General features: G+C 71.9%; 17 protein-coding genes. 9 read left to right on the plus strand and 8 right to left on the minus strand.

The features are described 5' to 3' along the window. Positions 1-153 precede the first annotated feature (153 nt). From ACZ6R6_RS30305 to sppA, 3 genes are all read left to right on the plus strand, one after another. Positions 154-1,767 (plus strand): glycosyl hydrolase family 18 protein, encoded by a 1,614-nt coding sequence (locus ACZ6R6_RS30305; RefSeq protein ID WP_470099018.1) that lies wholly within the window; start codon positions 154-156, stop codon positions 1,765-1,767. Between the two features lie 149 nt (positions 1,768-1,916). Beyond that, positions 1,917-3,968, plus strand: a complete 2,052-nt coding sequence (locus ACZ6R6_RS30310) for a S8 family peptidase (RefSeq protein ID WP_470099020.1) — start codon at positions 1,917-1,919, stop codon at positions 3,966-3,968. Positions 3,969-3,998: 30 nt separating this feature from the next. Next, a complete protein-coding gene (gene sppA, locus ACZ6R6_RS30315; protein ID WP_470099022.1) occupies positions 3,999-5,699 on the plus strand; it encodes a signal peptide peptidase SppA in 1,701 nt (566 codons plus the stop codon). Here the strand turns inward: sppA and ACZ6R6_RS30320 are convergent. Further along, a complete protein-coding gene (locus ACZ6R6_RS30320) occupies positions 5,696-6,163 on the minus strand; it encodes a MerR family transcriptional regulator (protein ID WP_470099024.1) in 468 nt (155 codons plus the stop codon). The two genes, sppA and ACZ6R6_RS30320, sit on opposite strands and share 4 nt — an antisense overlap. Positions 6,164-6,235: 72 nt before the next feature. Between ACZ6R6_RS30320 and ACZ6R6_RS30325 the strand changes: the two genes are divergently transcribed. Together ACZ6R6_RS30325 and ACZ6R6_RS30330 are read left to right on the plus strand one after the other, a co-directional pair. Next, complete coding sequence (locus tag ACZ6R6_RS30325) at positions 6,236-7,186, plus strand: NAD(P)/FAD-dependent oxidoreductase (RefSeq protein ID WP_470099026.1); 951 nt, start codon at positions 6,236-6,238, stop codon at positions 7,184-7,186. Then, the gene (locus ACZ6R6_RS30330; RefSeq protein ID WP_470099028.1) at positions 7,183-8,661 is read left to right on the plus strand and encodes an MDR family MFS transporter; all 1,479 of its coding nucleotides are present in this window, start codon (positions 7,183-7,185) and stop codon (positions 8,659-8,661) included. The genes ACZ6R6_RS30325 and ACZ6R6_RS30330 overlap by 4 nt, the downstream gene beginning before the upstream one ends. Before the next feature lie 32 nt (positions 8,662-8,693). Here ACZ6R6_RS30330 and ACZ6R6_RS30335 read toward each other — a convergent pair whose 3' ends face one another. The 3 genes from ACZ6R6_RS30335 to ACZ6R6_RS30345 all read right to left on the minus strand — a co-directional run bounded on the left by ACZ6R6_RS30335 (position 8,694) and on the right by ACZ6R6_RS30345 (position 12,361). Then, complete coding sequence (locus ACZ6R6_RS30335) at positions 8,694-9,173, minus strand: flavin reductase family protein (RefSeq protein WP_470099030.1); 480 nt, start codon at positions 9,171-9,173, stop codon at positions 8,694-8,696. A 93-nt stretch (positions 9,174-9,266) separates the two neighbouring features. Further along, positions 9,267-11,591, minus strand: coding sequence for a transglycosylase domain-containing protein (locus ACZ6R6_RS30340; RefSeq protein WP_470099032.1), 2,325 nt, complete (start codon positions 11,589-11,591; stop codon positions 9,267-9,269). Between the two features lie 191 nt (positions 11,592-11,782). Beyond that, the gene (locus ACZ6R6_RS30345; protein WP_470099034.1) at positions 11,783-12,361 is read right to left on the minus strand and encodes a helix-turn-helix domain-containing protein; all 579 of its coding nucleotides are present in this window, start codon (positions 12,359-12,361) and stop codon (positions 11,783-11,785) included. 91 nt (positions 12,362-12,452) lie between these two features. Here ACZ6R6_RS30345 and ACZ6R6_RS30350 point away from each other — a divergent pair, with 91 nt between their 5' ends. After that, positions 12,453-13,454, plus strand: a complete 1,002-nt coding sequence (locus tag ACZ6R6_RS30350) for an NAD(P)/FAD-dependent oxidoreductase (RefSeq protein WP_470099036.1) — start codon at positions 12,453-12,455, stop codon at positions 13,452-13,454. Then, positions 13,454-14,740 carry an MFS transporter gene (locus ACZ6R6_RS30355; RefSeq protein WP_470099038.1) on the plus strand — a complete coding sequence of 429 codons (1,287 nt, stop codon included), beginning with the start codon at positions 13,454-13,456 and terminating at the stop codon, positions 14,738-14,740. The genes ACZ6R6_RS30350 and ACZ6R6_RS30355 overlap by 1 nt, the downstream gene beginning before the upstream one ends. A 53-nt stretch (positions 14,741-14,793) precedes the next feature. Here the strand turns inward: ACZ6R6_RS30355 and ACZ6R6_RS30360 are convergent, their stop codons facing one another. From ACZ6R6_RS30360 to ACZ6R6_RS30375, 4 genes are read right to left on the minus strand one after another with little or no spacing between them, the layout of a single operon-like run. Then, on the minus strand, positions 14,794-15,714 hold the full coding sequence (locus ACZ6R6_RS30360; RefSeq protein ID WP_470099040.1) for an ABC transporter substrate-binding protein: 921 nt from the start codon (positions 15,712-15,714) through the stop codon (positions 14,794-14,796). Positions 15,715-15,751: 37 nt separating this feature from the next. Continuing rightward, positions 15,752-16,423, minus strand: a complete 672-nt coding sequence (locus tag ACZ6R6_RS30365; protein ID WP_470099042.1) for an ABC transporter permease — start codon at positions 16,421-16,423, stop codon at positions 15,752-15,754. Beyond that, on the minus strand, positions 16,420-17,082 hold the full coding sequence (locus tag ACZ6R6_RS30370; protein WP_470099044.1) for an ABC transporter permease: 663 nt from the start codon (positions 17,080-17,082) through the stop codon (positions 16,420-16,422). Before ACZ6R6_RS30370 ends, ACZ6R6_RS30365 begins: the two co-directional genes overlap by 4 nt. Beyond that, positions 17,075-18,178 (minus strand): ABC transporter ATP-binding protein, encoded by a 1,104-nt coding sequence (locus ACZ6R6_RS30375; RefSeq protein WP_470099045.1) that lies wholly within the window; start codon positions 18,176-18,178, stop codon positions 17,075-17,077. Before ACZ6R6_RS30375 ends, ACZ6R6_RS30370 begins: the two co-directional genes overlap by 8 nt. A gap of 310 nt (positions 18,179-18,488) precedes the next feature. On the opposite strand from ACZ6R6_RS30375, the gene ACZ6R6_RS30380 reads away from it, so the two are divergent. Both ACZ6R6_RS30380 and ACZ6R6_RS30385 read left to right on the plus strand, forming a co-directional pair. Then, on the plus strand, positions 18,489-20,258 hold the full coding sequence (locus tag ACZ6R6_RS30380) for a hypothetical protein (RefSeq protein ID WP_470099046.1): 1,770 nt from the start codon (positions 18,489-18,491) through the stop codon (positions 20,256-20,258). A gap of 172 nt (positions 20,259-20,430) precedes the next feature. Further along, positions 20,431-24,150 carry a S8 family peptidase gene (locus ACZ6R6_RS30385; RefSeq protein ID WP_470099048.1) on the plus strand — a complete coding sequence of 1,240 codons (3,720 nt, stop codon included), beginning with the start codon at positions 20,431-20,433 and terminating at the stop codon, positions 24,148-24,150. Positions 24,151-24,252 lie beyond the last annotated feature (102 nt).

The following is a 24,252-nucleotide window of genomic DNA, read 5'->3' on the forward strand; positions in this document are numbered from 1 at the left end:
GGCGGTACGGCGGGCGTCCGGCGGACCTTAAATCGGCCTTATGTCGCCCGGCAGGGCATTGACCACCCGGGAACGAGAACTTACGCTCTGAAAACTAATAGGAAACTTTCCTGTGAATTCGGGGGCTAGGAACTCTCTGACCTGGAGCGACCCTTGCGACGAATCACCATCGGCTCCCTAATCGCAGCGGCGGCGCTGCTCGTCCCCCTGGGGGTGAGCGCCGCGACGGCCGCCACTCCCGCCACCGCCACCTATTCGACCGACTCCGACTGGGGCTCAGGCTTCCAGGGCAAGGTCACCGTGAAGGCGGGGACGAGCGCGCTGACGAGCTGGAAGGTCGAGTTCGACCTCCCGGCGGGCAACTCGATCGCCTCCGCCTGGGACGCCGACCTCACCAAGAGCGGCAACCACTACACCTTCGTCAACAAGTCCTGGAACGGGGCGCTGGCGGCGGGGGCCTCGGTGAGCTTCGGTTTCACCGGCTCGCCCGGCGGGCTGTCCGGCGTGCTCAACTGCAAGCTCAACGGCGGCGCCTGCGACGGCGGCGGCAACCCGGACCCGACACCCACGCCCACCCCGACCCCCACCCCGACGGTCACTCCCACGGTCGACCCGACACCCACCCCCACCCCGACGGTCACCCCTGACCCCTCGGGCAAGAAGGTCGTCGGCTACTTCACCGAATGGGGCGTCTACGGCCGCAACTATCACGTGAAGAACCTGGTCACGAGTGGTTCGGCGGCGAAGCTGACGCACATCCTGTACGCCTTCGGCAACTCCGCCGGCGGCAGGTGCTCGATCGGCGACTCCTACGCCGACTACGAAAAGGCCTACACCGCCGACCAGAGCGTCGACGGCGTCGCCGACACCTGGGACCAGCCGCTGCGCGGCAACTTCAACCAGCTCCGCAAGCTGAAGAAGGCCTACCCGAACATCAAGGTCATCTACTCCATCGGCGGCTGGACCTGGTCCGGTGGTTTCACCCAGGCCGCGGCCAACCCGGCCGCGTTCGCCGACTCCTGCTACAAGATGGTCGAGGACCCGCGCTGGGCCGATGTCTTCGACGGCATCGACATCGACTGGGAGTACCCCAACGCCTGCGGCCTGACCTGTGACACCAGCGGCCCGGCCGCGTACAAGAACGTCCTGTCCGCGCTGCGCGCCAAGTTCGGCCCCACCGCGCTGGTCACCTCGGCGATCACCGCCGACGGCTCCACCGGCGGCAAGATGGACGTCGCCGACTACGCCGGCGGGGCTCAGTACCTCGACTGGATCATGCCGATGACGTACGACTTCTTCGGCAGCTGGGACGCCAAGGGCCCGACGGCTCCGCACTCGCCCCTGACCGCCTACCCCGGCATTCCGAAGGACGGCTACAACTCCGACGCCGCGATCCAGAAGCTCAAGGGCAAGGGCGTGCCCGCCAACAAGATCCTTCTCGGCATCGGCTTCTACGGCCGCGGCTGGACCGGCGTGACCCAGGCGGCTCCGGGTGGCGCCGCCACCGGCGCAGCCCCGGGCACCTACGAGGCGGGCAACGAGGACTACAAGGTCCTCAAGACCAAGTGCCCCGCCACCGGCACCATCGGTGGCACGGCCTACGCCTTCTGCAACGGCCAGTGGTGGGGCTACGACACTCCGGCCACCGTCACGGGCAAGATGACCTACGCCAAGAACCAGGGTCTGGGCGGCGCGTTCTTCTGGGAGACCAGCGGCGACACCGCCAACGGTGAACTCATCAGCGCGATCGCCAGCGGACTCAAGTAGCATTTCGAACACTCGGCCCTCCGTGCGCGTCACGCCGCGGGGGGCCGAGCCGTTTCTGAAAGATTCCTCAGAATCCGGATCAAGGTATTCACTCGGGACAAATGGCTGCTTAGACTCCCAATCGCCCGTTTGATCCCCCCGGAGGACGTGTGCGACTTCGAGCCCTCGTGGCCCTGGCGATCGTGCTCACTGTCGCCCCTGGCGTTCCCGCGCTCGCCGAGGAGGCGCCGGCACCACCTCCGGCGGCCGTCCAGGACTCTCCGGCACCCGGCACGGAGACGCCGGCACCCGGCGGGGAGACACCCGCCACGCAGACACCGCCACCCGGCGGGGAGACACCGCCCCCGGATGAGGGGACGCCCGTCCCGCCGCCCGCCGAGCAGTCGCCGGCCCCCAAGCTGGAGCCCGGGCTGGCCGCCGACGGCGACGGAGCCCGCGTCATCGTCGAGGTGACCGCCCCGGCGGAGGCCGCGCCGGTCGCCGGCGAGGCGGAGACGCTGTCCGGCACCGAGGTCGTCCTCCAGCCGCCGGACACCTCGTTCATCGTGGTCGAGGGCACGGGCGAGTCCCTGGCCGCGCTGGCCGACGACCCCCGGGTGGTGTCGGTCCGCCGGGACCGCACCTACTCCCCCAGCGACCTGGGCACCGGCCTCAGCGTGATCGGGGCGGACCAGGCCCACGCCGCGGGGTTCACCGGCAGGGGCCAGATGATCGCGGTCGTCGACACCGGGATCGACCGGGACCACCCCGCCTTCCGCGGCAGGGTCGTGGAGGAGGCGTGCTTCTCCGCCACGGACGACGGCGCGAAGTCCCTGTGCCCCGGCGGGAGCGACACGCAGATCGGCGCGGGGTCCGCCGACGCGGAGACCGCCATGTGCGTGAAGGACTCGGTCAACCTCTGCGACCACGGCACCCACGTGGCGGGGATCGCCTCCGCCGTCGCCCCCGACGCCGACATCATGGCGATCCAGGTCTTCAGCCGGATCGACGACGCCGAATCCTGCGGCGAGGAGTCCTGCCTGACCGCCTACGAATCTTCGATCCTGCTGGCCCTCGACCACGTCGCCAGGAGCACCCGCGACATCGCGGCGGTGAACCTCAGCCTCGGCGGCGGCCTCTTCAACGGGGCGTGCGACGCCGAACCCGCCCTCCAGGAGATGAAGGAGAGGATCGAGGCCCTGCGCGCCAAGGGTGTGGCCACCGTCGCCGCCGCCGGCAACGAGTACGAGACCGGCGCCGGGGCGCCCGGGTGCATCTCCAGCGCGGTGACCGTGGGAGCCACCGACGGCGGCGACGTCATCCCCGACTGGTCCAACCGCGGCCCGATCCTCGACCTCTTCGCCCCCGGCGTGGACATCGACTCCTCGGTGCCCGGTGGCGGCCGGCAGGTCTACAGCGGGACCTCGATGGCGACCCCGCACGTGGCGGGCGCCTTCGCGCTGCTGGCCCAGAAGTCGGCGGAGGCCACCCCGGACGCGCTCCTGGAGCAGCTCCGCAAGGCCGGCCGCCCGATCGTCTACGACGGGGTGACCACTCCCCGCCTCGACGTCTACGGCGCGCTCACCGACCGGGCCCCCTCTCCGCCGGCGACCCAGTCGCCGGGCTCGGGCGACTCCAGTCCGGACGATCCCGACGACGGTTCCGGTGACGACCCGAGCCCCGACCCGAGCTCCGGCCCGGTGCCGGCCCCCGGCCCGGCGGACCCGCCCGCCCCCAGCCCGGTCCCGCTGCCGACGGTGACGGTCACGGTGACCGTCACCGCCTCGCCCGCCACCGCGCCGGCGGTGTGCACCCGGGGCAGGGCCACCAAGACCCTGACCGCCGCCGGGTGGGCCACGGAGATGGCCCGGGACAAGGGAACGCTGACGGACGAGACGCTCGGCTGCTACCTGCGCCTGGTCGCGAAGGCCAGTGACGTCTTCCCCGAGCTCACCCGCGCCTCCACGCCGGGCACGGCCTACCGGGTCCTCAAGCCCACCAAGAAGACGAAGCTCACCAACAAGGTCAAGCTGGACAGCGAGCTGCTGGCCGCCTGGCTGAACTGGGCGCACGGCGGAGTCAACTTCACCGCGAAGGTCAACGGGTCGACCACCGTCAAGGAGGCTCTCGCCGCGGCGGAGCGGCAGCGACTGAAGGGTTCGCCCTCCACTGCATACCCCTCAATGCTGAAAAAGCGTGTGAACGAACGCCGTATCGCTTAAGTCCGAGATAGGTCGCTTAGGGTGATAGCCATGGACGCGACCAAGGTGATCATCGACACCGTCGACCGGTTCCGGCAGCGGCGCACCGCTCCACTGGTCCTTGAACTCGACCTCACCGAGGGCCTGACCGAGGGCCCTCCAGCCGATCCGCTGGGCGCGATCCTGTCCATGCGCAAGACGAGCCTGACCGACGTGCTGTCGGGGCTCAAGCGCGCCAGGAAGGACGACCGGGTCAAGGCGCTGATCGTCAAGATCGGCACCCAGCCGATGGGGCTGGCGATGGTGCAGGACCTGCGCGAGGCCGTGACCCGGTTCCGGGCCTCCGGCAAGCTGACGGTCGCCTTCGCCGAGACGTTCGGCGAGTTCGGCGCCGGCACCGTGCCCTACTACCTCGGCAGCGCCTTCGAGCGGGTCTACCTGCAGCCGTCGGGCGACGTCGGGCTGACCGGCGTCGCGATGGAGCAGCGCTTCCTGCGGGGGGCGCTCGGCAAGCTCGGCGTCGAGTACCAGATGGGCCAGCGGCACGAGTACAAGACCGCGGCCAACACCTTCACCCAGGACCACATGACCGACGCCCACCGCGAGTCGATGGGCCGCATCACCGAGTCGGTCACCGAGCAGGTCGTCGCGGGCGTCGCCGACGGGCGCGGGCTGGACCCCGCCAAGGTCCGCGAGCTCATCGACCAGGGCCCGTTCATCGGCGCCGAGTCGGTCGAGGCGGGTCTCGTGGACCGGCTCGCCTACCGCGACGAGGTCTACGACGAGGTCAAGCAGGCCGTCGGCGACGACGCCCTGCTGCTCTACGTGAGCCGCTACGCCAAGGGCCCGATCGCCAAGAAGCTCCCGCGCCCCGGCGAGCAGACCGTCGCGCTGGTCCACGGCCACGGCGCGATCCGGCTCGGCCGCAGCGGGCGGAGCCCGCTGGGCGGCGGCAGCGCGATGGGCTCCGACACCGTCTGCGCCGCCCTGCGCGCGGCCCGCCGCGACGAGCACGTCAAGGCCGTCGTCTTCCGGGTGGACAGCCCCGGCGGCTCGTACGTGGCCTCCGACGCCATCTGGCGCGAGGTGGTCCTCACCCGCAAGGCGGGCAAGCCGATCGTGGTCTCGATGGGCGACATGGCGGCCTCCGGCGGCTACATGGTCTCGATGGCCGCCGACACGATCGTGGCCCAGCCCGGCACGCTCACCGGCTCCATCGGCGTGTTCGGCGGCAAGGCGGTCATCAGCGGGCTGCTGGAGAAGATCGGCGTGTCCTCCGAGACGGTCGGCGAGGGCGCCAACGCCGGGATGTTCTCCTCCACCAACGCCTTCTCCGAGGCCCAGTGGGCGCGGGTCAACGCCTGGCTGGACCGGGTCTACGACGACTTCGTGAACAAGGTGGCCGAGGGCCGGGGCCTGTCCCGGGAACGGGCCCACGAGCTGGCCAGGGGCCGGGTCTGGACCGGCGCCGACGCCCACGCCGGCGGGCTCGTCGACGAGCTCGGCGGCCTGGAGGACGCCCTCATCCTGGCCCGCAGGCAGGCCGGCCTGGCCGCTGACGCCCCGGTGCGCGTCTACCCCAGGCTGAGCCCGCTGGAGCGCCTGCGCCCGGCGGAGTCCAGCGAGGACAGGACCGCCGCCATGGCACGGCTCCGCCTGGAGGCCTGGGGGCCGCTCGCCCATCTGGCCGCCGAGCTGGGCCTGCCGTCCTACGGCCCGCTCATGCTCCCCGGCGGGTGGACGGTCCGCTAGAGCGATCCCGGCGACGGCCGGCCGAGGGTCTCCCCGGCGGGCGGGTCTTCCCGCCGGCCGGTGGGGGCGGGCAGGTCCGCGCACATCCGCTGGAACGTCCGGCACCGGGTGAAGTCCTCCTCCCCGCACTCCAGCGCGTGCTCGACCAGCTGCTTGGACATCTGGGTCTGCTGGATCCGCAGCTCCAGCTCCGCCCGGTGCCGGCTGAGCAGCTCGCGCCGCTCGGCGGAGGTGGCTGCGTCGAGGATCTCGCGGAGCTGCTCCAGGCTGAGACCGCCGGCCTTGCCTCGGACGATCATCGTCACCCGTGACAGGTGGTCGTCGGTGTAACGACGCCGCCCGTTCGCCCTCCGCGCCGGGGTCAGCAGCCCCATCGCCTCCCAGTGCCGCAGCACGTGCGGGGCGAGGTCGAACCGCGCGGCGAGCTCTCCGATGGTCATCTCGGCCCCGGCACTTGACTTCATGTTCACATTAACTTGCAGAGTTGGTCCCGCTGTCAAGGAGCGGGGACCCGTCCCCGCCGCAGAGGAGACGACATGCTTGATGTGATCATCATTGGCGGCGGCCCGGCCGGGCTCGCCGCGGCCCTGACCCTGGGCCGCGCCCACCGCACCGTGCTGCTGTTGGACGCCGGCGAGGGGCGCAACGCGCCCGCCGGGGCCGTGCACAACTTCTTCACCCGGGACGGGACGCCGCCGGCCGAGGTGCGCCGGATCGGGCACGAGCAGCTCGGGGCCTACCCGTCGGTCCGGACCCGGGACGTCGCCGTGGACGAGGTGGACCACCTGCCCGGTGACGGATTCGAGGTCCGGCCGGCCGGCGGCGGCGCCGAGCGGGGCCGGCGGCTGCTGCTGGCCACCGGCCTGGCCGATGAGCTGCCCCCGATCAGCGGCGTCGAGGAGCTGTGGGGCCGCTCGGCCTTCCACTGCCCCTACTGCCACGGGTACGAGGTCAGCGGCGGGCGCATCGCCGTGATCGGCGCGGGACCGGACCGGGTACGTCTGGCACTGCACCTGAGCCGGTTCACCGACGACGTCGTGCTGTGCACCGACGGCTCCCCGCTGGAGCCGGCCCTGCGGGACCTGCCGGCCCGCAACGGGATCCCGGTGCGCGACGAACCGATCACCCGTCTGGCGGGCGAGGGCGGCAGGATCAGGCAGATCGTGTTCGAGGGCGCCCAGCCGCTGGCCCGCGACGCGCTGTTCGTCAAGACCACGCTGCGGCAGCGCTCCGGCATCGCCGGGAAGCTGGGGTGCGCCGTCTTCCCCGACGCCACCGTCGAGGTCGACGAGTTCGGCCGGACCAGCGTGCCCGGCGTCTACGCGGCGGGGGACATGGCCCGGCGGGCCACCGTGCCGATGCCGCTGGCCGCCGTCGTCGCCGCCGCGGCCGCCGGCACCGTCGCGGCCAGCGTGCTGGACCAGGACCTGCTCAGCGCGGACTTCGCGCTGCCCGCCCCGTTCCCCGTCGGGAAGGGCCAGGCATGACCGGCAGGACCGCCTCCCCCGACACCGGCACCGGCCAGAGCGGCCCGGCGGACGGCCACGGGGCCGGGAGCAGGAGGCTCCCCTTCGCCGTGGCGGGGCTCGTGCTGGGCATCCTGATGTCCGTCCTGGACCAGACGGTGGTCGCCATCGCCCTGCCGGACATCGCCGCCGACCTCGGCGAGGCGGGCTCCATCGGCTGGATCGTCACCGCCTACGTGCTCGCCTCCACCGCCACCGGCGCGGTCTACGGGCGGCTGAGCGACCGTTTCGGACGGCGTGCCGTCTTCCTGTCCGCGATCACCGTCTTCACCGTCGCCTCCGCCCTGTGCGGCCTCGCCCAGTCCATGCCCCAGCTCATCGCCGCCCGGACGCTGCAGGGCGTCGGGGCGGGGGCGCTGTTCACCGTCCCCAGCATCGCGCTCGCCGAGCTCTTCCCCCTCCGTCTGCGGGCCCGGGTGCAGGGCTACGTGGGCGGCGTCTTCGCCCTGGCCAGCGTGGGCGGCCCGCTCGTCGGCGGCTCCCTCACCGACGCCGCGGGCTGGCGCTGGATCTTCTACGTCAACCTGCCGATCGGCCTGCTGTCGATCGTCCTGGTCGCCACCTCGCTCCGGCTGCCCAGGAGCGGGGACGGCGCCCGCATGGACGTCGCGGGCGCGGTGCTGCTCGCCGGGGCCACGGTGAGCCTGCTGCTGGTCACCGAGTGGGGCGGGCGCACCTATTCCTGGACCTCGCCGGCCGTCCTGGGGCTCGTCGTGACCGCCCTGGCGCTGGCGGCGGCCTTCTGGTGGCAGGAACGGCGTGCCGCCGCCCCGCTGATCCCGCCGAGGCTGTTCGCCGGCCGTACGCTGCGCGTCGTGTTCCCGGCCACGGCGCTGCTCGGCGCCCTGCTGTACGGCTCGATCGTGTTCCTGCCCACCTACCTGCAGGTCGCCTTCGACCTCAGCGCCACCCAGGCCGGACTCGCCGGCAATCCGTACTTCATCACCTTCATCGTGGTCTCCGCGATCGCCGGCGGCCGGGCCGGGAGAAGCGGGCGTTTCACGCCCTATCTGCTCTCCGGCGCGGTCGTCGTGGTGCCGGGGCTGCTGCTGCTGAGCCGGGCGGACCTGGACAGCCCCTACGCGCTCGTGGCCGCGGGGATGGCGGTGCTCGGCGTCGGTTTCGGCCTGATCATGCAGAACCTCATGACCGTCGCGCAGAACGCGGTACGGCCCGCCGACCTCGGGGCCGTCACCTCGGCGGTGGTGACGGTCCGTGGGTTCGGCATGGCCATGGGGGTCGCCCTGTTCAACAACCTCCTCATCCGCCACGTGGGGGACGACCAGCGGCCGGAGGCGATCGCCGGAGCGGTCCCCGAGGTCCTGGTCTGGGGGGTGGCGCCGGCGGTCGTCCTCATCGCCCTCATGGCCGCCATGCCCAGGGCGGAGGCGCCCGAGAGGGCCGGGGCCGCTCCGGAGGCCGGCCGGCCGTCGTGACAGCGGTCACCGGGCACTCGCCGTGACAGCGGTCAGCCGACCGGGCGGTACCGGCCGCGGAGCCGTACGAGCGGGAGGGCTCCCGCGTCGACGTAGCTCACCTCGAGCACCCGGGCGATGTAGAGGGTGTGGTCCCCGGCCGGGACGACCTGGGCCGTCTCGGCCTCCAGGGCGGTCACACCGCCGTCCACGACGAGCGCCTCGCTCAGCTCCCCCCGGTGGTGGGGCACGCCCGCGAGCAGCAGCCGGGCACCGGGCCGGCCGGCGGTGGCGAAGCGGCTGGCGATCGCCTTCTGCCCGGCGGACAGCACGCTGGCGGCCCAGCGGTCCCGGCGCAGCAGCAGCTCATTGAGGTAGCCGGTGTTCTCCAGGCTCACCATCACCAGCCGGGGGTCGAGCGAGACGGAGACAAGGGTGCCCACCGTCGCCCCCACGTCGTCGCGCCCGTCCTTCACGGTGATGACCGTCACGGCGGTCGGCACCTGCGCCATGGCCTCGATGAACTCGTCCATACGGCAATCATTCCGGAAGGCCGCCGGTCCCAGGGGCCGGCGGCCGTCGGGGCCGGCCCCGGGAGCTCCGTCCCGGACCGGCCCGCCGCACCGTCACCCCCGGTTACGGCCGTTCCCGCGGCCCCATTCGTCCCCGATGTCCCAGCCGTTCCCCCGGTCCCGGCCGTTCCCGCGATCCCAGTCGTTCCCCCGGTCCCGGCCGCCCCCGTCGTCGGTGTCGCGTCCCCTGTCCCAGGGCTCGTTCCGGACTTCCCGGCTGTCGCCGTCCGACCGGTCGGGAGCGCAGTCCTGGCCGCAGCCGCCGAAGCGGGCGGAGTTGATCGGGTGGAAGGAGGTGGCCCTGACGCCCTTCAGCGCCGCCATCATGGTGTCCTTCCAGATCGGGCCGGGGAGGCTGGCACCGGCGACGATGCCGTAGTATCTGCCGCCGATGGTGACGCCGGTGAGCTTGTGCTCCGTCGAGCCTCGGGGGTCGCCGATGCTCACCGCGCCGGCCAGGTCGGGAGTGAATCCGGCGAACCACGCGGTGGCGTACGCGTCCGTGGTACCGGTCTTGCCCGCCGCGTCACGGCCGATGCCGCCCACGCCGCGCATGGTGCCCTTGGTGAACACCCCGGACAGGATGTCGGCCGTCGCGTCGGCGACCTCGGGGTCCAGTGCCTGGCGGCACTGCGGCGTGTAACGGGTCACCTTGCCGTCGCGGTCGGTGATCTGGGTGATGGCCATCGGCGCGCAGTACTTGCCGCGCGCGGCGATCGCGGCGTAGGCGTTGGCCACCGTCACCGGGTCCATCTCGTTGATGCCGAGGGTGAAGGTCTCGTACTCCTGCAGCGCCTGCCCGTCGGCCCGCTTGATGCCCAGCGACTTGGCGGTCTCCACCGTGTCACACAGCCCCACGCGCTGCTCCAGGGCGACGAAGAAGGTGTTGACCGATCCCCAGGTGCCGGTCTGCAGCGTCTTGAACCCGGGCGAGCCCTCGTCGTTGGTGACGGTGTGGTTCGGGTCGCCGATGCTCTCGCCCTTGCAGTTCTTGAAGGCCGCGTAGCCGGGGGCGCGGTAGCCGGCGCCGGTGGTGATGCCGTCGCTGACCTTCATGCCCTTCTTCAGCGCGGTGATCAGCGTGAAGGTCTTGAACGTCGAGCCCGCCTGGAACCCCACCCCGCCGCCGTGCGCCGCGTCGGCCACCACGTTGTAGGACATCTCGTTCCTGCGCTTGGCGATGCCGTACTTCCGGCTGGCCGCCATCGCCTTGATCGCACCGGTGCCCGGCTGCACGAGCGCCTGGGAGGCCATCGGGTTGTCGGAGGCGTACACCCGCCTCCTGATCGCCGCGTCGGCCGCGGCCTGCATCCTCGGGTCCAGCGTCGTTCTGATCGTCAGCCCGCCGCGGTTGAGGAACTGGAGGCGGGCCTCCTGGGTCTTGCCGAAGGCCGGGTTGCCGGAGATCTCGTTGCGCACGTAGATGCAGAAGTAGGGGTAGGGGCTGGCCTCGCACCCGCCCGGCAGCGGCGTGCCCTTGTAGCCCAGCTTCTCCTTCTTGGCCTCCGCGGCCTCCTCCGGCGTGATCTTCTTGAGCTGCGCCATCCGGTCGAGCACCAGGTTGCGCCGGTCCAGCAGCCGCTGCCGGGCCTTCTTGCCGGCCTCGGGGTCGGTGCTGTTGGGAGACTGCACGGCCGCCGCCAGGGTCGCCGCCTGCGGCAGGGTGAGCTTGGACGCCGGCACCCCGAAGAACCGCTTGGCCGCCGCCTCGACCCCGTTGGCCCTCGCCCCGAAGAAGGCGATGTTCAGGTATTTCTCCAGGATCTGATCCTTGGAGTATTTCTGCTCGACCGCCATCGCGTGACGCAGCTCGTTGAGCTTGCGCGCGTAGCTGGCCTCCAGCACCTTGTTCTTCTGTTTCTCGGTGACCGCCGCGTTGAGCAGCACCTGCTTGACGTACTGCTGGGTGATGCTGGAGCCGCCCTGGCTCACCCCGCCCGAGGAGAGGTTCTTGGCCAGGGCCCGCATGGTCCCTTCGAGGTCGATGGCGCCGTGCTCGTAGAAGCGGTAGTCCTCGATCGAGATGATCGCCGTCTTCATCACATCGGCCACCTTGCTGAGCGGCACGACCTCGCGGTAGACGTCCCAGAACTGCGCGATCTGGTTGCCCCGGGCGTCCAGGACCGTCGTCTTCTCCGCCAGCGGGGGCTCCTTGAGGTCCACCGGCCTGATGTTCAGCTCCTCCGAGGCGGTGACGACCACCGCCCCCGCGCCGCCCACGGCCGGCAGCGCGAGAGCGCTGGCCAGTAGCCCCGCGGCCACCGCCGCTCCGGCGAGCCGGGCGACCTTCCGGCCGGCCGATCCGCCGGCTCCGGTGTCGTGCGACCGGCGGCCGGTCCCCCCGGCGTCGGTGAACAGCCGCTCGACGGGCGCACGCATACAGTTCTCCCTCGTTACCCCTTTATGGCCGGTCTTTAACCTATATGTGGAATGAAGGGCATGCCGCTGGATGTCGCGGGGCAGGGGCCTCCCTGACGCCGTACGGTCCGCGTGGTCACGCGGATCTCGCCCACCTGATCGGCCGATCCGGGCGAGCACGACCGGCTCACGGACCGGCACGTGCTCCCGCGTCAGCGCCGTTGGGTGCGCAGGTGGATGCGTTCGCCCTGCTTTCCGAAGAGGCTGAGCACTTCGACGCTGCCGCGTCCGGCGGCGCCGAACCAGTGCGGGATCTGGCAGTCGAACTCGGCCGCTTCGCCGGCTCCCATGAGGAAGTCGTGGTCACCCAGTTTCACGCGGAGCTGTCCGCGGAGCACGTAGAGCCATTCGTAGCCCGCGTGCGTCCGCAGGTGGGGCTCCCCGTCGTGCGCCGGAATGGTCATCTTGTACGCGCGTGGTTCCCCCTGATGTCGCGACAACGGGATCAGCACCCGGCCGTCTTTTCTGGTGGGCTGCTGCGGCACGCGCGGATCGAGTATCCGGGGTACGGCGACGATCTCGTCGAGGGGGATGCCCAGCACCGCGGTGATCGGCAGGAGCAGCTCAAGGCTCGGCTTGCGCTGAGCCGACTCCAGCCGGGACAGCGTGCTGGTCGAGATGCCGGTGGCTCGCGCGAGGTCGGCCAGGCTGATGCCCTTCTTCTCACGGGCGCGTCGCAGCCGAGGAGCGATCTGCTCTATCACGGCGCTGACGCTCGGTTGCTCGTCCATGGGACGCAGTCAACCAATGTGTCCCGGAATCAGCAACGAAGTTTGTCGATTCCGCCCAAGTCTCCCGATCCTCTCCGTGGAGGTGATCCGAATGGACGCAACAACGGATCCAACGGGCGGATCGGGGTCAGAGGTGCTGTGGGACACGATCGTCGTCGGCGGCGGGGCCGCCGGCCTGTCGGCCGGGGTCGTGCTCGCGAGAGCACGGTTCGCGACTCTGGTCGTCGACGGCGGTGAGCCCCGGAACGGGCCCGCCGCTCACATGCACGGGTATCTGACCCGGGACGGCATGGCGCCGAAGGAGTTCCTCGCGACCGGGCGAGAGGAGCTCATCCGTTACGGCGGGACACTCGCGCGGGCATCGGTGATCGACGCGCGGCGCGCCCCGGACGGCACGTTCGAGCTGCGGCTCGACGACGACCGCGCCCTGCGCGCTCGGTCGGTGCTGGTCGCGACCGGGCTGACCGACGAACTACCCGACATCCCGGGGCTGTCCGAGCGGTGGGCGTCCGAGGTGCACCACTGCCCCCACTGCCACGGCTACGAGGTGCGGGGCCGCACCATCGCCGTGATCGGCAGCGCGATGGCGGCGGTATCGGCACATCTGGCCGCGCTGATGCGCCGCCACAGCTCCTCGGTGACCTTCTGCGTCAACGGCGCCGAGGTCGGCACCGCCCAGCGGCAGCGTCTCACGGCGTACGGCGTGCGCCTGATCGACGCGCGCGTCACACGGGTCACGGCGAATACCGGCACCGCAGGCGGGGACCCGGTCGCGATCGAGCTCGACAACGGCGGGACGGTCGCGTGTGAGGCCGTCTTCGTGGCCCCCCGCCCGGTGCCCCATGACGCGGTCCTGACCGCGCTCGGCGCGGGCAGGGACCCGGTGAGCGGACTCGTCGCCGTCGATCCCCAAGGCGCCACGGATGTCCCCGGGGTCTGGGCGGCCGGGAACGTGGTCAACCCCCGGGCGCAAGTCATCGCCGCCGCGGGCGCGGGCTCCACCGCCGCCATCAACATGACAGGCTGGCTGCTCGAACGGGAGCTGTCCGCTGCCCTCTCGCCCGACGGGCTCGACGCCGGGGGTGCGATCTGATGGCGGGCACCACCGCGGAGACGCCCCGGGACACTCCCTCCGGCAGGTTGCCCGCCGGTGTGTACCTGCTCGGTTTCAGCCTGTTCGCGATGGGGACCGCGGAGTTCCTGCTGGCCGGCGTACTGCCGGCGGTGGCCGCCGATCTGGACGTCACGCTCTCCTCGGCCGGGTTCCTGATCACCGCGTTCGCGCTGGGTGTCGTGATCGGCGGGCCGCCGTTCGCGGTGCTCAGTCTGCGTTGGCCCCGCCGCACCGCGCTGGTGGCCACCCAGGGCGTCTTCGCGGCCAGCATCGTCGTCGGACTGCTGGGCGACTACCAGGTCCTGCTGCTGACGAGGGTGGTCTCGGGCGTCGCCTACGCGGGCTTCTTCGCCGTCGCGTCGGTGACCGCGATCAGCCTGGTGACGCCGGACCGGAACGCCCGCGCCTCCGGAGTCGTGGTCAGCGGGCTCAGCGTGGCGATGGTCATCGGCGGTCCCGCGGGCACGCTGCTCAGCCACTTCTTCCAGTGGCGCGGCGGCTTCTGGGCCGTCGTGGCCCTGACGGTCGCCGGGATCGCCGGTTGCCTCCTCGGACTCCCCGCCGCCGGCTCGGGCGTCGACCGGCCCACCGGGCCGAGTGTTCCGCGGGAGCTCGCCACGATGCGGAGGCCGATGCTCTGGGGCATCTACGCGATCACGATCCTGACCACTGCGGCTTACATGATCACGTTCAACTACCTGGCGGCCATGCTCGCCGACATCACCGGCGTCCCCGAGGTCTGGATCCCGGCGATCCTCGCGCTCTTCGGGGTCGGCGCCTTCGTCGGACTGTCCGTCGGCGGCCGCGTCTCCGATCGGCGCCCTCACCTCGCGCTCCTCACCGGCGCGTCGGCGATCGTGATCCTGTCGGTCGTGCTGGCCGGGGTGATCCAGCAGGTCTGGGCGGTGGTGCCCACGGTTCTCCTGATCGGCGTCGCCGCGTTCGTGCTGAACCCCGCCCTCTACGGACGTGTCTTCGCCATCGCAGCCGATGCGCCGACCCTCGCCGGCGCCACCACCGTGTCGGCGTTCCAGCTCGGCATCAGCATCACCCCCGTCCTGGCGGCCGCCCCGCTCACCCAAGGGGTCGCTCTCACATCGGTCTGCCTGATCGGGGCCGCCCTCGCCGCGGCCGCCGTACCCCTCATCCTCCTGGACCGGGCACGACAGGACCGCCCGGCGCAACGCGCGCCGGCTGACACGGCCTCAGCCGCCGTCCGTCCGGCTCACGACGGGGCCGCCGGGGAGGCCCGGCCGGTGGCCTGACGCGGCGCGGCCCGCGCGGAGGTCCGCGCGGGCCGCAGGCGGTGCCGGAGTGCCTAGAGCAGGCTGTTCTGGGTCAGCCAGTCCTTGGCCACCGTGGCGGCGTCGTCCTTGTCGATCGCCACGCGCTTCATCAGCGCCAGGAGCCCGGCGGTGTCGAGCTTGGCGGAGACCGCGTCCAGCGTGGTCCGCACGGTGTCGTTCACCCCGGCCTTGTTGACCAGGGGAGCGATGTTGTCGGCGGCGAAGGCGTTCTTGGTGTCCTGCAGCGAGACCAGGTCGTTGAGCACGATCTTGGGGTCGGTGGTGAAGACGTTGCCGACCTGGACGGTGCCGTCCTTGATGGCGTCGGCGGTGGCGTCGCCGGTCTTCTTCCACTCCTTGAACTCAAGGCCGTAGGTGTCCTTGAAGTTCTTCTCCTGGCGGGACTGGAACTCCGGCGGGCCGCCGACCGCGTAGTTCTTGGCGACCTTGACCAGGTCCTCGATGGTGGTGAGGCCGTCCTTGGTGGCGGTCGCCTTGGTCACCGTCAGCGAGTTGTTGTCCTCGGCGGCCGCGGGCTCCAGCACCTCCAGCTCGGCCGGGAGCTTCTCCTTGAGCCCGGCGACGACGTCGTCCTTGGTCTTCGCCGTGGTCGTCTTGTCGACGAAGGCGAGCAGGGAGCCGATGTATTCCGGCAGGACCGTCAGGCCGCCGCTCTTGGCCTGGTCGAACAGGACCTCGCGGCTGCCGATGTTGAGCTTCTTCTCGACCTGGACGCCCTTGGCCTCCAGCGCCTGGGAGTAGATCTCGGCGAGCAGGACGTTCTCCGGGAAGTTGGCCGAACCGACGACGACCTTCCCCCCGGGGGCGGCCGCGGATCCCGAGCCCGCGGGGCTCGCGGACGCGCTGGTGAGCGGGTCACCACCACCACCGCACGCGGTAAGAGTGAGCGCCGCGGACAGGATGACTGCCGCGGTGCTGAAGAGGCGCTTCATCGTGCTTTCCCTTCTAAAACGGGGGGTAATAAGGAGATTACCGTACGGTCTGGCGCTGACTCACCCCCGGGGAGACCGTGACGCGTTGCACCAGAGCGAAACCCAGCTGGACGACCAGAGCCAGCAGCGCCACCAGGACGGCCCCTCCGATCGTGCGCGGGAAGTCCTTGGTCGCCAGACCGTCGACGATGTAGCGGCCGAGGCCGCCCAGCCCCACGTAGGCGGCCACGGTCGCGGTCGCCACCACCTGGATCGCGGCGATCCGCAGGCCGAGCAGGATGAGCGGCAGCGCGACCGGCACGAGCACCTTGCCGAGGACCTGGCCGCCGCGCAGGCCCATGCCGTAGGCGGCGTCGCGCAGGTCGGGATCCACCCCGCGCAGGCCCTCGTAGGTGTTGACCAGGATCGGCGGCACGGCGAGCGCCACCAACGGGATCAGCACCGGGACGATGGTGCCGACGCCCATCAGCAGCACGATGAGCACCAGCAGGCCCAGCGTCGGGAGGGCGCGGGCCGCGTTGGCGCTCAGGATCGCGAACAGCGCGCCCCGGCCCGTGTGGCCGATCCACAGCCCCAGCGGCAGCGCGATCAGCATGGCCAGCAGCAGCGAGAGCCCGGAGAACTCCAGGTGCTCCAGCAGCCGGGCGGGGATGCCGTCCGGGCCGGACCAGTTGGCCGGGTCCCCGAAGAAGTCGATCAGCCAGTTCACGCCGTCCCCCTCGCCCGCGACCACGGGGTGAGCAGCCGCTGCGCCAGGACCAGCAGCAGGTCGGCGACCGCCGCCAGCACCACGACCAGCACGATGCCCACGATGATCGGGGTGTAGAACTGCCGCTGCCAGCCGTCGATGAACAGGTAGCCCAGCCCGCCCCTGCCGACCAGCGCGCCCACGCTGACCAGGCTGATGCTGGAGACCGCCGCCACCCTGAGCCCGGCCAGCACGACCGGGACCGCGATCGGCAGCTCCACCCGCAGCAGCCTCCGCATCGGGGTGAAGCCCATCGCCACCGCCGACTGGCGCACGTGGTCGGGGACCGAGGTGAGCCCGTCCACGACGGCCGGGATCAGCACCGCCATGGAGTAGAACGTGAGCGGGACCATGACGGTCGTCCGGGTGGCCAGACCGGTGACCGGGATGAGCACGATGAAGACGGCCAGCGAGGGCAGCGAGTAGATCACGTTCATCACGCCGACGGTCGGCTGGTAGAGCCAGCGCCAGCGGACGCCGGCCAGCCCGAGCGGGAGCGCGATGAGCAGCCCGACGACGACCGGCACCAGCGCCATGACGACGTGGTCCTCCAGCAGGACCTGGATGGAGGCCCAGTTGCGCCCGATCCAGTCCCAGCGGATCAGCGGTTCCTCATGCACCGACGCCCCCGGCGACCTTGCCCAGCGCCTCGTCCAGCGCCTCGCGGGTGGCCACGCCCTCCACCCTGCCGTCCTCGTCCACCGCGATAGCGCTCCCGGAGGGGGACAGCAGCGCCGCGTCCAGCGCGCCGCGCAGCGAGTCGCGGCCCCTGACGAACGTCCCGTACGGCGCGAGCGGCACGTCCGCCACCGTGCCCGACTCCGGCAGGTCCTTGACGGCCGCCCAGCCCAGCGGCCGGTCCGCCCCGTCCACCACGGCCAGCCAGTCCTCGGCCGTGTCGCGCACCGAGGAGACCTCCGCGGAGGCCGGCACCGTCAGGTCGGTGCGCAGCCGCAGCCCCTCGTCGGAGACGAACGACAGCCGGCGGATGCCCCGGTCGCGGCCGAGGAACTCGCGGACGAAGTCGTCGGCGGGCCGGGCCAGCAGCGTCGGGGGGTCGGCGAGCTGCGCCAGATGTCCGCCGACGCGGAGCACGGCTACCCGGTCGCCGAGCTTGATGGCCTCGTCGATGTCATGGGTGACGAACACGATGGTCTTGTTGAGCTCGGCCTGCAGCCGGAGCAGCTCCTCCTGCAGGCTCGTCCGCACGATCGGGTCCACCGCGCTGAACGGCTCGTCCATCAGCAGCACCGGCGGGTCGGCCGCCAGCGCGCGGGCCACGCCGACGCGCTGCTGCTGACCGCCGGACAGTTGGAAGGGGTAGCGGTCGGCCATCTTGAGGTCGAGGCCGACCCGCTCCAGCAGCTCCATCGCCCGGTCCCGGGCCTTCTTCCGGTCCCAGCCGAGCAGGTGGGGCACCGTCGCCACGTTGTCGACGATCTTGCGGTGCGGGAAGAGCCCGGCCTGCTGGATGACGTAGCCGATGCCCCGGCGCAGGGTCGGCGGGTCGATGCTCTTGACGTCCACGCCGTCGAGGAGGATCTGCCCCTCCGTCGCGTCGATCATTCTGTTGATCATGCGCAGGGACGTCGTCTTGCCGCACCCCGAGGGGCCGACGAACACCGTTATCTCTCCCGTGGGCACCTCAAGGCTCAGACCGTCGACGGCGATGGTCCCGTCGGCGTAGCGCTTGGTCACCCGGTCAAATTTGATCATGCGCAACCTCTTGCTCCTCGGCAGGGCCGCGGCCCCCTGCCACAACTGCCCCATGATCTATCGCGGACCACCCTATGGCCCATGACCGACATTTCCGGTCTGTCTTCCCGGCTTCATCCGGAGGTCCCCGCAAGCCTCTCCAACCATCGCGATATCTATCAAATGGACATTCAATACTGCGGAGAACCTCAACGGACCGGCACGATTACCCATATCGTGGAGATTGACACCTTCAGTGCCACACGCACCACCGGCCCCAGGGCCTCCACTCTCCACCACGCTCGCTCGAACCTTCAGAGGAACCGGTCCCGTGCCCCAACCGCTCCTCGGTCAACACTCGCGCGGCGAACTGATCGCCGAGCTCTACGACCGTCACGCCGCCGGCCTGTTCGCGTACTGCCACGATCAGCTCGGCGATCCCGGCTCGGCCGCCGACGCGCTGAGAGCCGTCCTCGCCGCCGTCCCGGACCTGGAGCCCCCGCGCGCCGCCCTCTACGCGGCCGCCCGCCGGGAGATCTACCTGCGAGACGTGGTCCACGCCCCGCCCGCCGCCGGCGCCGACCCGGTCGCCGCCTTCGTCGAGCGCGTGCTGCGCGACCTGCGCCCGCACCAGCGCGAGGTGCTCTACCTGTCCGGCGTGCGCGAGATGGACAGCGCCGAGCTGTCCTGGGTGCTCGACGTGGCCGCCGACACCGCCGACGAGCTGACCGTGAGCGCCTGCCGGCGCTTCGCCCAGTCGCTGAACCTGGCCCTGGCCTCCACCAGGGTGCCGGACCACCTGGCCGAGGTGTTCGGCGCCCTCCCCGTCGCCCCGGTCCGCGACGTGCTGGTCCGCGCCCCCTGGGCCACCCCGCCCGCGGCGTTGCGCGCCATGACGCTGGGATCGCCGTCCCGTACGGCCGCCGCCCCGCCGCCGGCCGCCCTGCAGGTCAGGCAGCTCTGGCCGACGGCCCCGGCGTGGCCGCCGGCCGAGACCGGTACGCCGGCCGCCGCCGGCGTGTTCTCCCTGCCGGACCGCGCGCCCGACCCCTTCCCCGACCCCTTCGCCGCCCCGGATCCCGAGGTGGTCTCCACGCACGAGGCCACCACCGAGCCGATGCCCCGACTCAAGGACACGGTCCTGACGGCGCTCGACGACGTGCTCACCCGGCCCCGGCGGCCGAGGCCGCAGCGGCCGAGACCGCGTGGCGCGGCCCCCCTGCCCGCCCCGGCCGCGTCACCGCCGCCGGCCGCGCCGCCCCTGCCGGCCCCGCTCCCCGCCGACGTGCTCGACGACCCCCCGGCGCCGCCCGCCGGCCTCTCCCCTCCGCCGGAGGACCTGTTCCGCCCGCTCAGCCCCGAGGCGCGGGCGACCCGGGCCTACACCGACAGGCTGGTCGCCGCCGCGCCCCGTGCGGAGCCGGCCCCCGCCGCGTCCGAGAGCCGGCCCACGCCCGTGGAGCCGCCGGGCGCCTCGCCGTCCCCCGGCAGGCACGCCCGCACGGAGCCGCCCCTGCCGGGCTGGCCCCTGCGGCCGGAGGAGCTGGACGCCCTCCAGCCCCGGCCCGCCACCCACCCCGAGGAGACCGCCCAGTCCGGGGAGACCGCCCGGCCTGGAGACCTCCTCCACTCCGAGGAACCCTCCCGGCCCTGGGCACCCGCCCGGTCCGGAGACCTCCTCCACCCCGAGGAGCCCGCCCAGCCCCGGGAGACCGCCCAGCCCGAGGAACCCTCCCGGCCCTGGGCACCCGCCCGGTCCGGAGACCTCCTCCAGCCCTGGGAACCGGCCCGGCCGGAGAACCTCACCCGGTCCGGGGAGCCCGTCCAGCCCGGCGACCTCCTCCAGGCCGGGGGGCTCACCACTCCCGGCGCCGGTCCGGAGAAGGCCGCGTCCGGCGCCGCCGAGGCGGGCCGGGCGGAGAGCGGCCAGGCATCGGCTCCCCGACCGGCGCGGGCGGGCAGGCGGGCACGTCGCAAGCACCAGGCGTCCGCCACGGGCCGCCGTCACCGCGACTGGGTGTGGGAAGTGATCGGCTTCCTCATCTGCGTGGCGATCGCGATGATCGTCTTCTTCACGGTCCCGACGATCGTCACCCCGTAGGCCCGCCGGGCCGGCGCGGCCCAGCCAGGGTGGTCACGCACCCTCACCGCACACCAAGTTGTCATATTGGCGACATGTCATGTTTAGGGCAGGCTAGAAATCGTGACGCGGGGGGTCGTCATCGCCCACCCTCGTGATCGGTAGTACCGAATCACGGAAGGGCGCCCCCCTCATGCACTGGCTTGCCCGCCTCACCGCCGTCGGAGCGGTGTCCCCACTCCTCGCCCTGCCGGCCCTGCCGGCCGCGGGCGGGGCCGCCCCCGCGCCGCCCCCGGCGGCCCCCTCGCACCGGGTCACCCTCATCACCGGGGACGTGGTGACCGTCCGCCAGGCCGCGGCCGGGAAGTGGGCGGTGACGGTCGATCCCGCCAAGGGCCGGGAGAGGATCAGGTTCTCCACCCACGACATCGACGGGAAGCTGCAGGTACTCCCCGACGACATGGTCCCCTACGTGGCCGGCGACCTGATCGACAAGAGCCTGTTCGCGGTCGGCGACCTGATCGCCCAGGGGTACGACGACACCGGCAGCCCCGCGCTGCCGCTGCTGCTCTCCTACGACAAGGGCGCGCGGGCCGCGGGCGCGCTGCCCGGCGTCAAGCCGGTGGGCGAGCTGGAGAGCATCGACGCGCGGGCGGTGAACGCCGGCAAGGGTGAGCTGGCCGCGTTCTGGAAGGCCGTCGGCGCGGCGCCGGCGGCCCGCTCCAGCGAGCCCCGGCTCGCCTCGGGGATCAGGAAGATCTGGCTGGACGCCAAGGTGAAGGTCGACCTGGAGCGCAGCGTCCCGCAGATCGGCGCCCCCGAAGCGTGGAAGAGCGGGTTCGACGGCAAGGGCGTCAAGGTGGCCGTCCTGGACACCGGTGCCGACGAGAACCACCCCGACCTCGCCGGGAAGATCGCGGACAGGCGCAACTTCACCCCCGCCCCCTCGACCCAGGACGGTCACGGGCACGGCACCCACGTCGCCTCCACCATCGCGGGCCTCGGCACGGCCTCCGAGGGCCGTCGCAAGGGCGTGGCCCCCGGCGCCGAGCTGATCGTCGGCAAGGTGCTGGACGACGACGGCTCGGGCAGCTTCTCGCAGATCATCGAGGGGATGGAGTGGGCCGCGACGTCCGGTGCCGACGTCGTGAACATGAGCCTGGGCGGCGCGGCGACGGACGGCACCGACCCGGTCAGCACCGCCCTGAACACGCTGACCGAGCAGACCGGCACCCTCTTCGTCGTCGCGGCGGGCAACGAGGGGCAGGAGTACTCGGTCGGCACCCCCGGCGCCGCGACGTCGGCGCTGACCGTCGGCGCGGTCGACGCAGACGAGGCGCTCGCCCCCTTCTCCAGCCGTGGTCCGCGTCTCGACGACGGCGCCAAGCCGGACATCACCGCCCCGGGAGTGGCGATCGTGGCCGCGCGGGCCGAGGGCACCTCGATGGGCCAGCCCGCCGACGAGCGCTACACCGCCGCGTCCGGAACCTCGATGGCGACGCCCCACGTGGCCGGCGCCGCCGCGATCCTCAAGCAGCGGCACCCGGACTGGAAGGCCCGGCAGCTCAAGGACGCCCTGGTCTCGACCGCCAGGACCGCGCAGGACCTGACCGTCTACGAGCAGGGCGGCGGACGGGTGGACATCGCGCGGGCCGTACGGCAGGGCGTCACGGCCACCGGCGTGCTCGACCTGGGCACCCACAAGGACGGTGGCTCCACGAGTCCCTCCGGGACCGTCGCCTACACCAACTCCACCCAGGCGCCCGTCTCACTGACCCTGGCCGTCACCCTGAGCAACCTGGACGGTGACGCCCCCGCCCAGGGCGCGCTCACCCCGGGATCGACGGCGGTCACCGTCGGCGCCGGCGCCACGGTCACGGTCCCGGTGACCGCCGACCCGGCGAAGCTGGCGTACGGCCGGCACTCCGGTCACCTCACCGCGGTCACCGCGGACGGATCGGTCTCCCTGCAGACCACGCTGGCGCTCACCAGGAGTCCCCGCACTCACAAGGTGCACATCAGCGCCATCGGCAAGGACGGCAAGCCGGCGAGCGTGAGCAACATCTTCATGTTCGGCCCCGGTCGGCAGGACAATCTCCTCACCTACATCATGCCGTGGGAGGCCGAGGAGGGGAAAACCTTCGAGGTCTCCGAGGGCACCTACTTCGCGCAGGGTCATTTCGGCGAGGAGCGTCTGGGCGGGCACGTCGTCGACATCAAGATCGACATTCCCGAGTTCCAGGTGAACGACGACGTGGAGCTGGTGTTCGACGCGCGGAAGACACGGCCGATCGTGATCAAGACGCCGCAGCCGGTGGTCCAGGAGGGCATCTCCACGTTCGCCAGCTACCGCGACACCGGTTCCCGGAAGATCTCCTCGTCGTTCATGAACTTCCCCTCGGTCGATGAGCTGCACGTGGCCGAGACGCAGCCGGTCCGCAAAGGCGCCTTCGAGTTCACCTCGCGCTGGCAGTACGGCGCGCCGAGGCTGTCGTCACGCGTCGGCGGCCTCAAGGAGCCGCTGGACCTCTTCCCGATGGTGAGATCACCGGAGTGGACCGGCCGGTACCGGTGGGAGCTCGTCGACGGCGGTCACGGCACCCCCGAGGAGCTCCGCGCTCTCACGCTGCGCGGCCGGGCGGTCATCCTGTCGAGCACCTTGGACGGTCCCCAGTGGGACGAGATGATCGCGGCCGCCGCCGAGGCGGGCGCCGCGGCGGCGATCGCCGTGCCGACCAGCGACGACGGCTCGTGGCAGTACTGGTGGCCGGGCGAGGACAGGCAGGCGATCCCGGGCGCCTCGATCCCCTACGGGCAGGGGCAGAAGCTGCTGGAGCGGGTCCGCAAGGGCCGGGCCGTCCTCGACGTGACCGCGAACATGGCCATCCCCTATCTCTACGACATCTCGCAGGTCTCCAAGGGGCGGATCCCGGAGCAGATCGTCTACGAGGCCAACGCCTCCAACCTGGCCCGTGTGGACACCGGCTACCACGAGACCGGCGGCTTCGGCTGGGCCAAGGAGCAGCGGTTCGGCTGGCGGCCGTGGCAGGTCTTCGCCAACGAGGGGCAGCGCTGGGTCCGCACGGGGTCCGAGCGCGCCGAGTACGTCACCTCGGGTGACACCCAGTGGGAGCACGTGGCCCAGCACATGTTCACCTGGGAGTCGATGAGCCCGCTCACCCCCGGGCTCACCGGCGGGCTGCGCAGCTACGCCGCCGGCGAGAAGGCCGGCGAGCGGTGGTTCGGCCCCGTCGTGCGGCCGGCCGTCCCGCCGGGCAGGCCCGAGTTCACCCCGGTCCGGACAGAGGACACGCTGAAGCTCGACATCCCCGAGTTCGTCGACGCCGCCGGCCACTACGGCTACGCGTTCACCTCCGACGAGGAGGACCTGGTCTCCGCCCGCTTCTACCGCGACGGCGTGCTCGTCGCGGAGCCGCGACGGGCCATGGGGGACTTCCCCGCCGTTCCCGGGAAGGCCACCTACCGGCTGGAGCTGTCCACCAAGCGCTCGTCGGAGGAGTGGACGTACGCCACCGAGACCAGCACGGCGTGGACGTTCGGTTCCGCCCGGCCGGAGTCCGGCTCCGAACCGCTGCCGCTGCTCGGCGTCGACTACACCGTGCCCGCCGACCTGAACGGCCGGGTCCGCCGGACGCTGCCGGTCCCGCTGGACTTCGCCGTGCGGAGCACCGCGCCTGGCCTCGCCCTGCGGAAGGTCACGGCCGAGCTGTCCTATGACGACGGGAAGACCTGGAAGCGCCTGGTGCTGCTGCCCCGTGGCAAGGACCGCTTCTCCACCCTGGTCTCCCACCTCGCGGGCGAGGGCCGGTATGTCTCGCTGCGGGTCAAGGCGGAGGACCGGGCGGGGAACGCGATCGAGCAGACCGTGCTCCGCGCCTACGGCGTGAGGTGACGGGTCCGGGCGCCGGTACGGCACCACCCGTACCGGCGCCCGGTCCCCGGGCACGCGGCCGTCGCCCGGACCCGCCGGAGGAGGACACCGGTCCGCGGACCG

Source organism: Streptosporangium sp. NPDC048886, assembly GCF_055586905.1.

What these genes read in the sequence shown, in the direction of transcription:
- sppA (WP_470099022.1), top strand. Translation starts at nt 3,999, where the DNA reads ATGGACGCGACCAAGGTGATCATCGACACCGTCGACCGGTTCCGGCAG.
- ACZ6R6_RS30320 (WP_470099024.1), bottom strand. Translation starts at nt 6,163, where the DNA reads ATGAAGTCAAGTGCCGGGGCCGAGATGACCATCGGAGAGCTCGCCGCG.
- ACZ6R6_RS30325 (WP_470099026.1), top strand. Translation starts at nt 6,236, where the DNA reads ATGCTTGATGTGATCATCATTGGCGGCGGCCCGGCCGGGCTCGCCGCG.
- ACZ6R6_RS30330 (WP_470099028.1), top strand. Translation starts at nt 7,183, where the DNA reads ATGACCGGCAGGACCGCCTCCCCCGACACCGGCACCGGCCAGAGCGGC.
- ACZ6R6_RS30335 (WP_470099030.1), bottom strand. Translation starts at nt 9,173, where the DNA reads ATGGACGAGTTCATCGAGGCCATGGCGCAGGTGCCGACCGCCGTGACG.
- ACZ6R6_RS30340 (WP_470099032.1), bottom strand. Translation starts at nt 11,591, where the DNA reads ATGCGTGCGCCCGTCGAGCGGCTGTTCACCGACGCCGGGGGGACCGGC.
- ACZ6R6_RS30345 (WP_470099034.1), bottom strand. Translation starts at nt 12,361, where the DNA reads ATGGACGAGCAACCGAGCGTCAGCGCCGTGATAGAGCAGATCGCTCCT.
- ACZ6R6_RS30350 (WP_470099036.1), top strand. Translation starts at nt 12,453, where the DNA reads ATGGACGCAACAACGGATCCAACGGGCGGATCGGGGTCAGAGGTGCTG.
- ACZ6R6_RS30355 (WP_470099038.1), top strand. Translation starts at nt 13,454, where the DNA reads ATGGCGGGCACCACCGCGGAGACGCCCCGGGACACTCCCTCCGGCAGG.
- ACZ6R6_RS30360 (WP_470099040.1), bottom strand. Translation starts at nt 15,714, where the DNA reads ATGAAGCGCCTCTTCAGCACCGCGGCAGTCATCCTGTCCGCGGCGCTC.
- ACZ6R6_RS30375 (WP_470099045.1), bottom strand. Translation starts at nt 18,178, where the DNA reads ATGATCAAATTTGACCGGGTGACCAAGCGCTACGCCGACGGGACCATC.
- ACZ6R6_RS30385 (WP_470099048.1), top strand. Translation starts at nt 20,431, where the DNA reads ATGCACTGGCTTGCCCGCCTCACCGCCGTCGGAGCGGTGTCCCCACTC.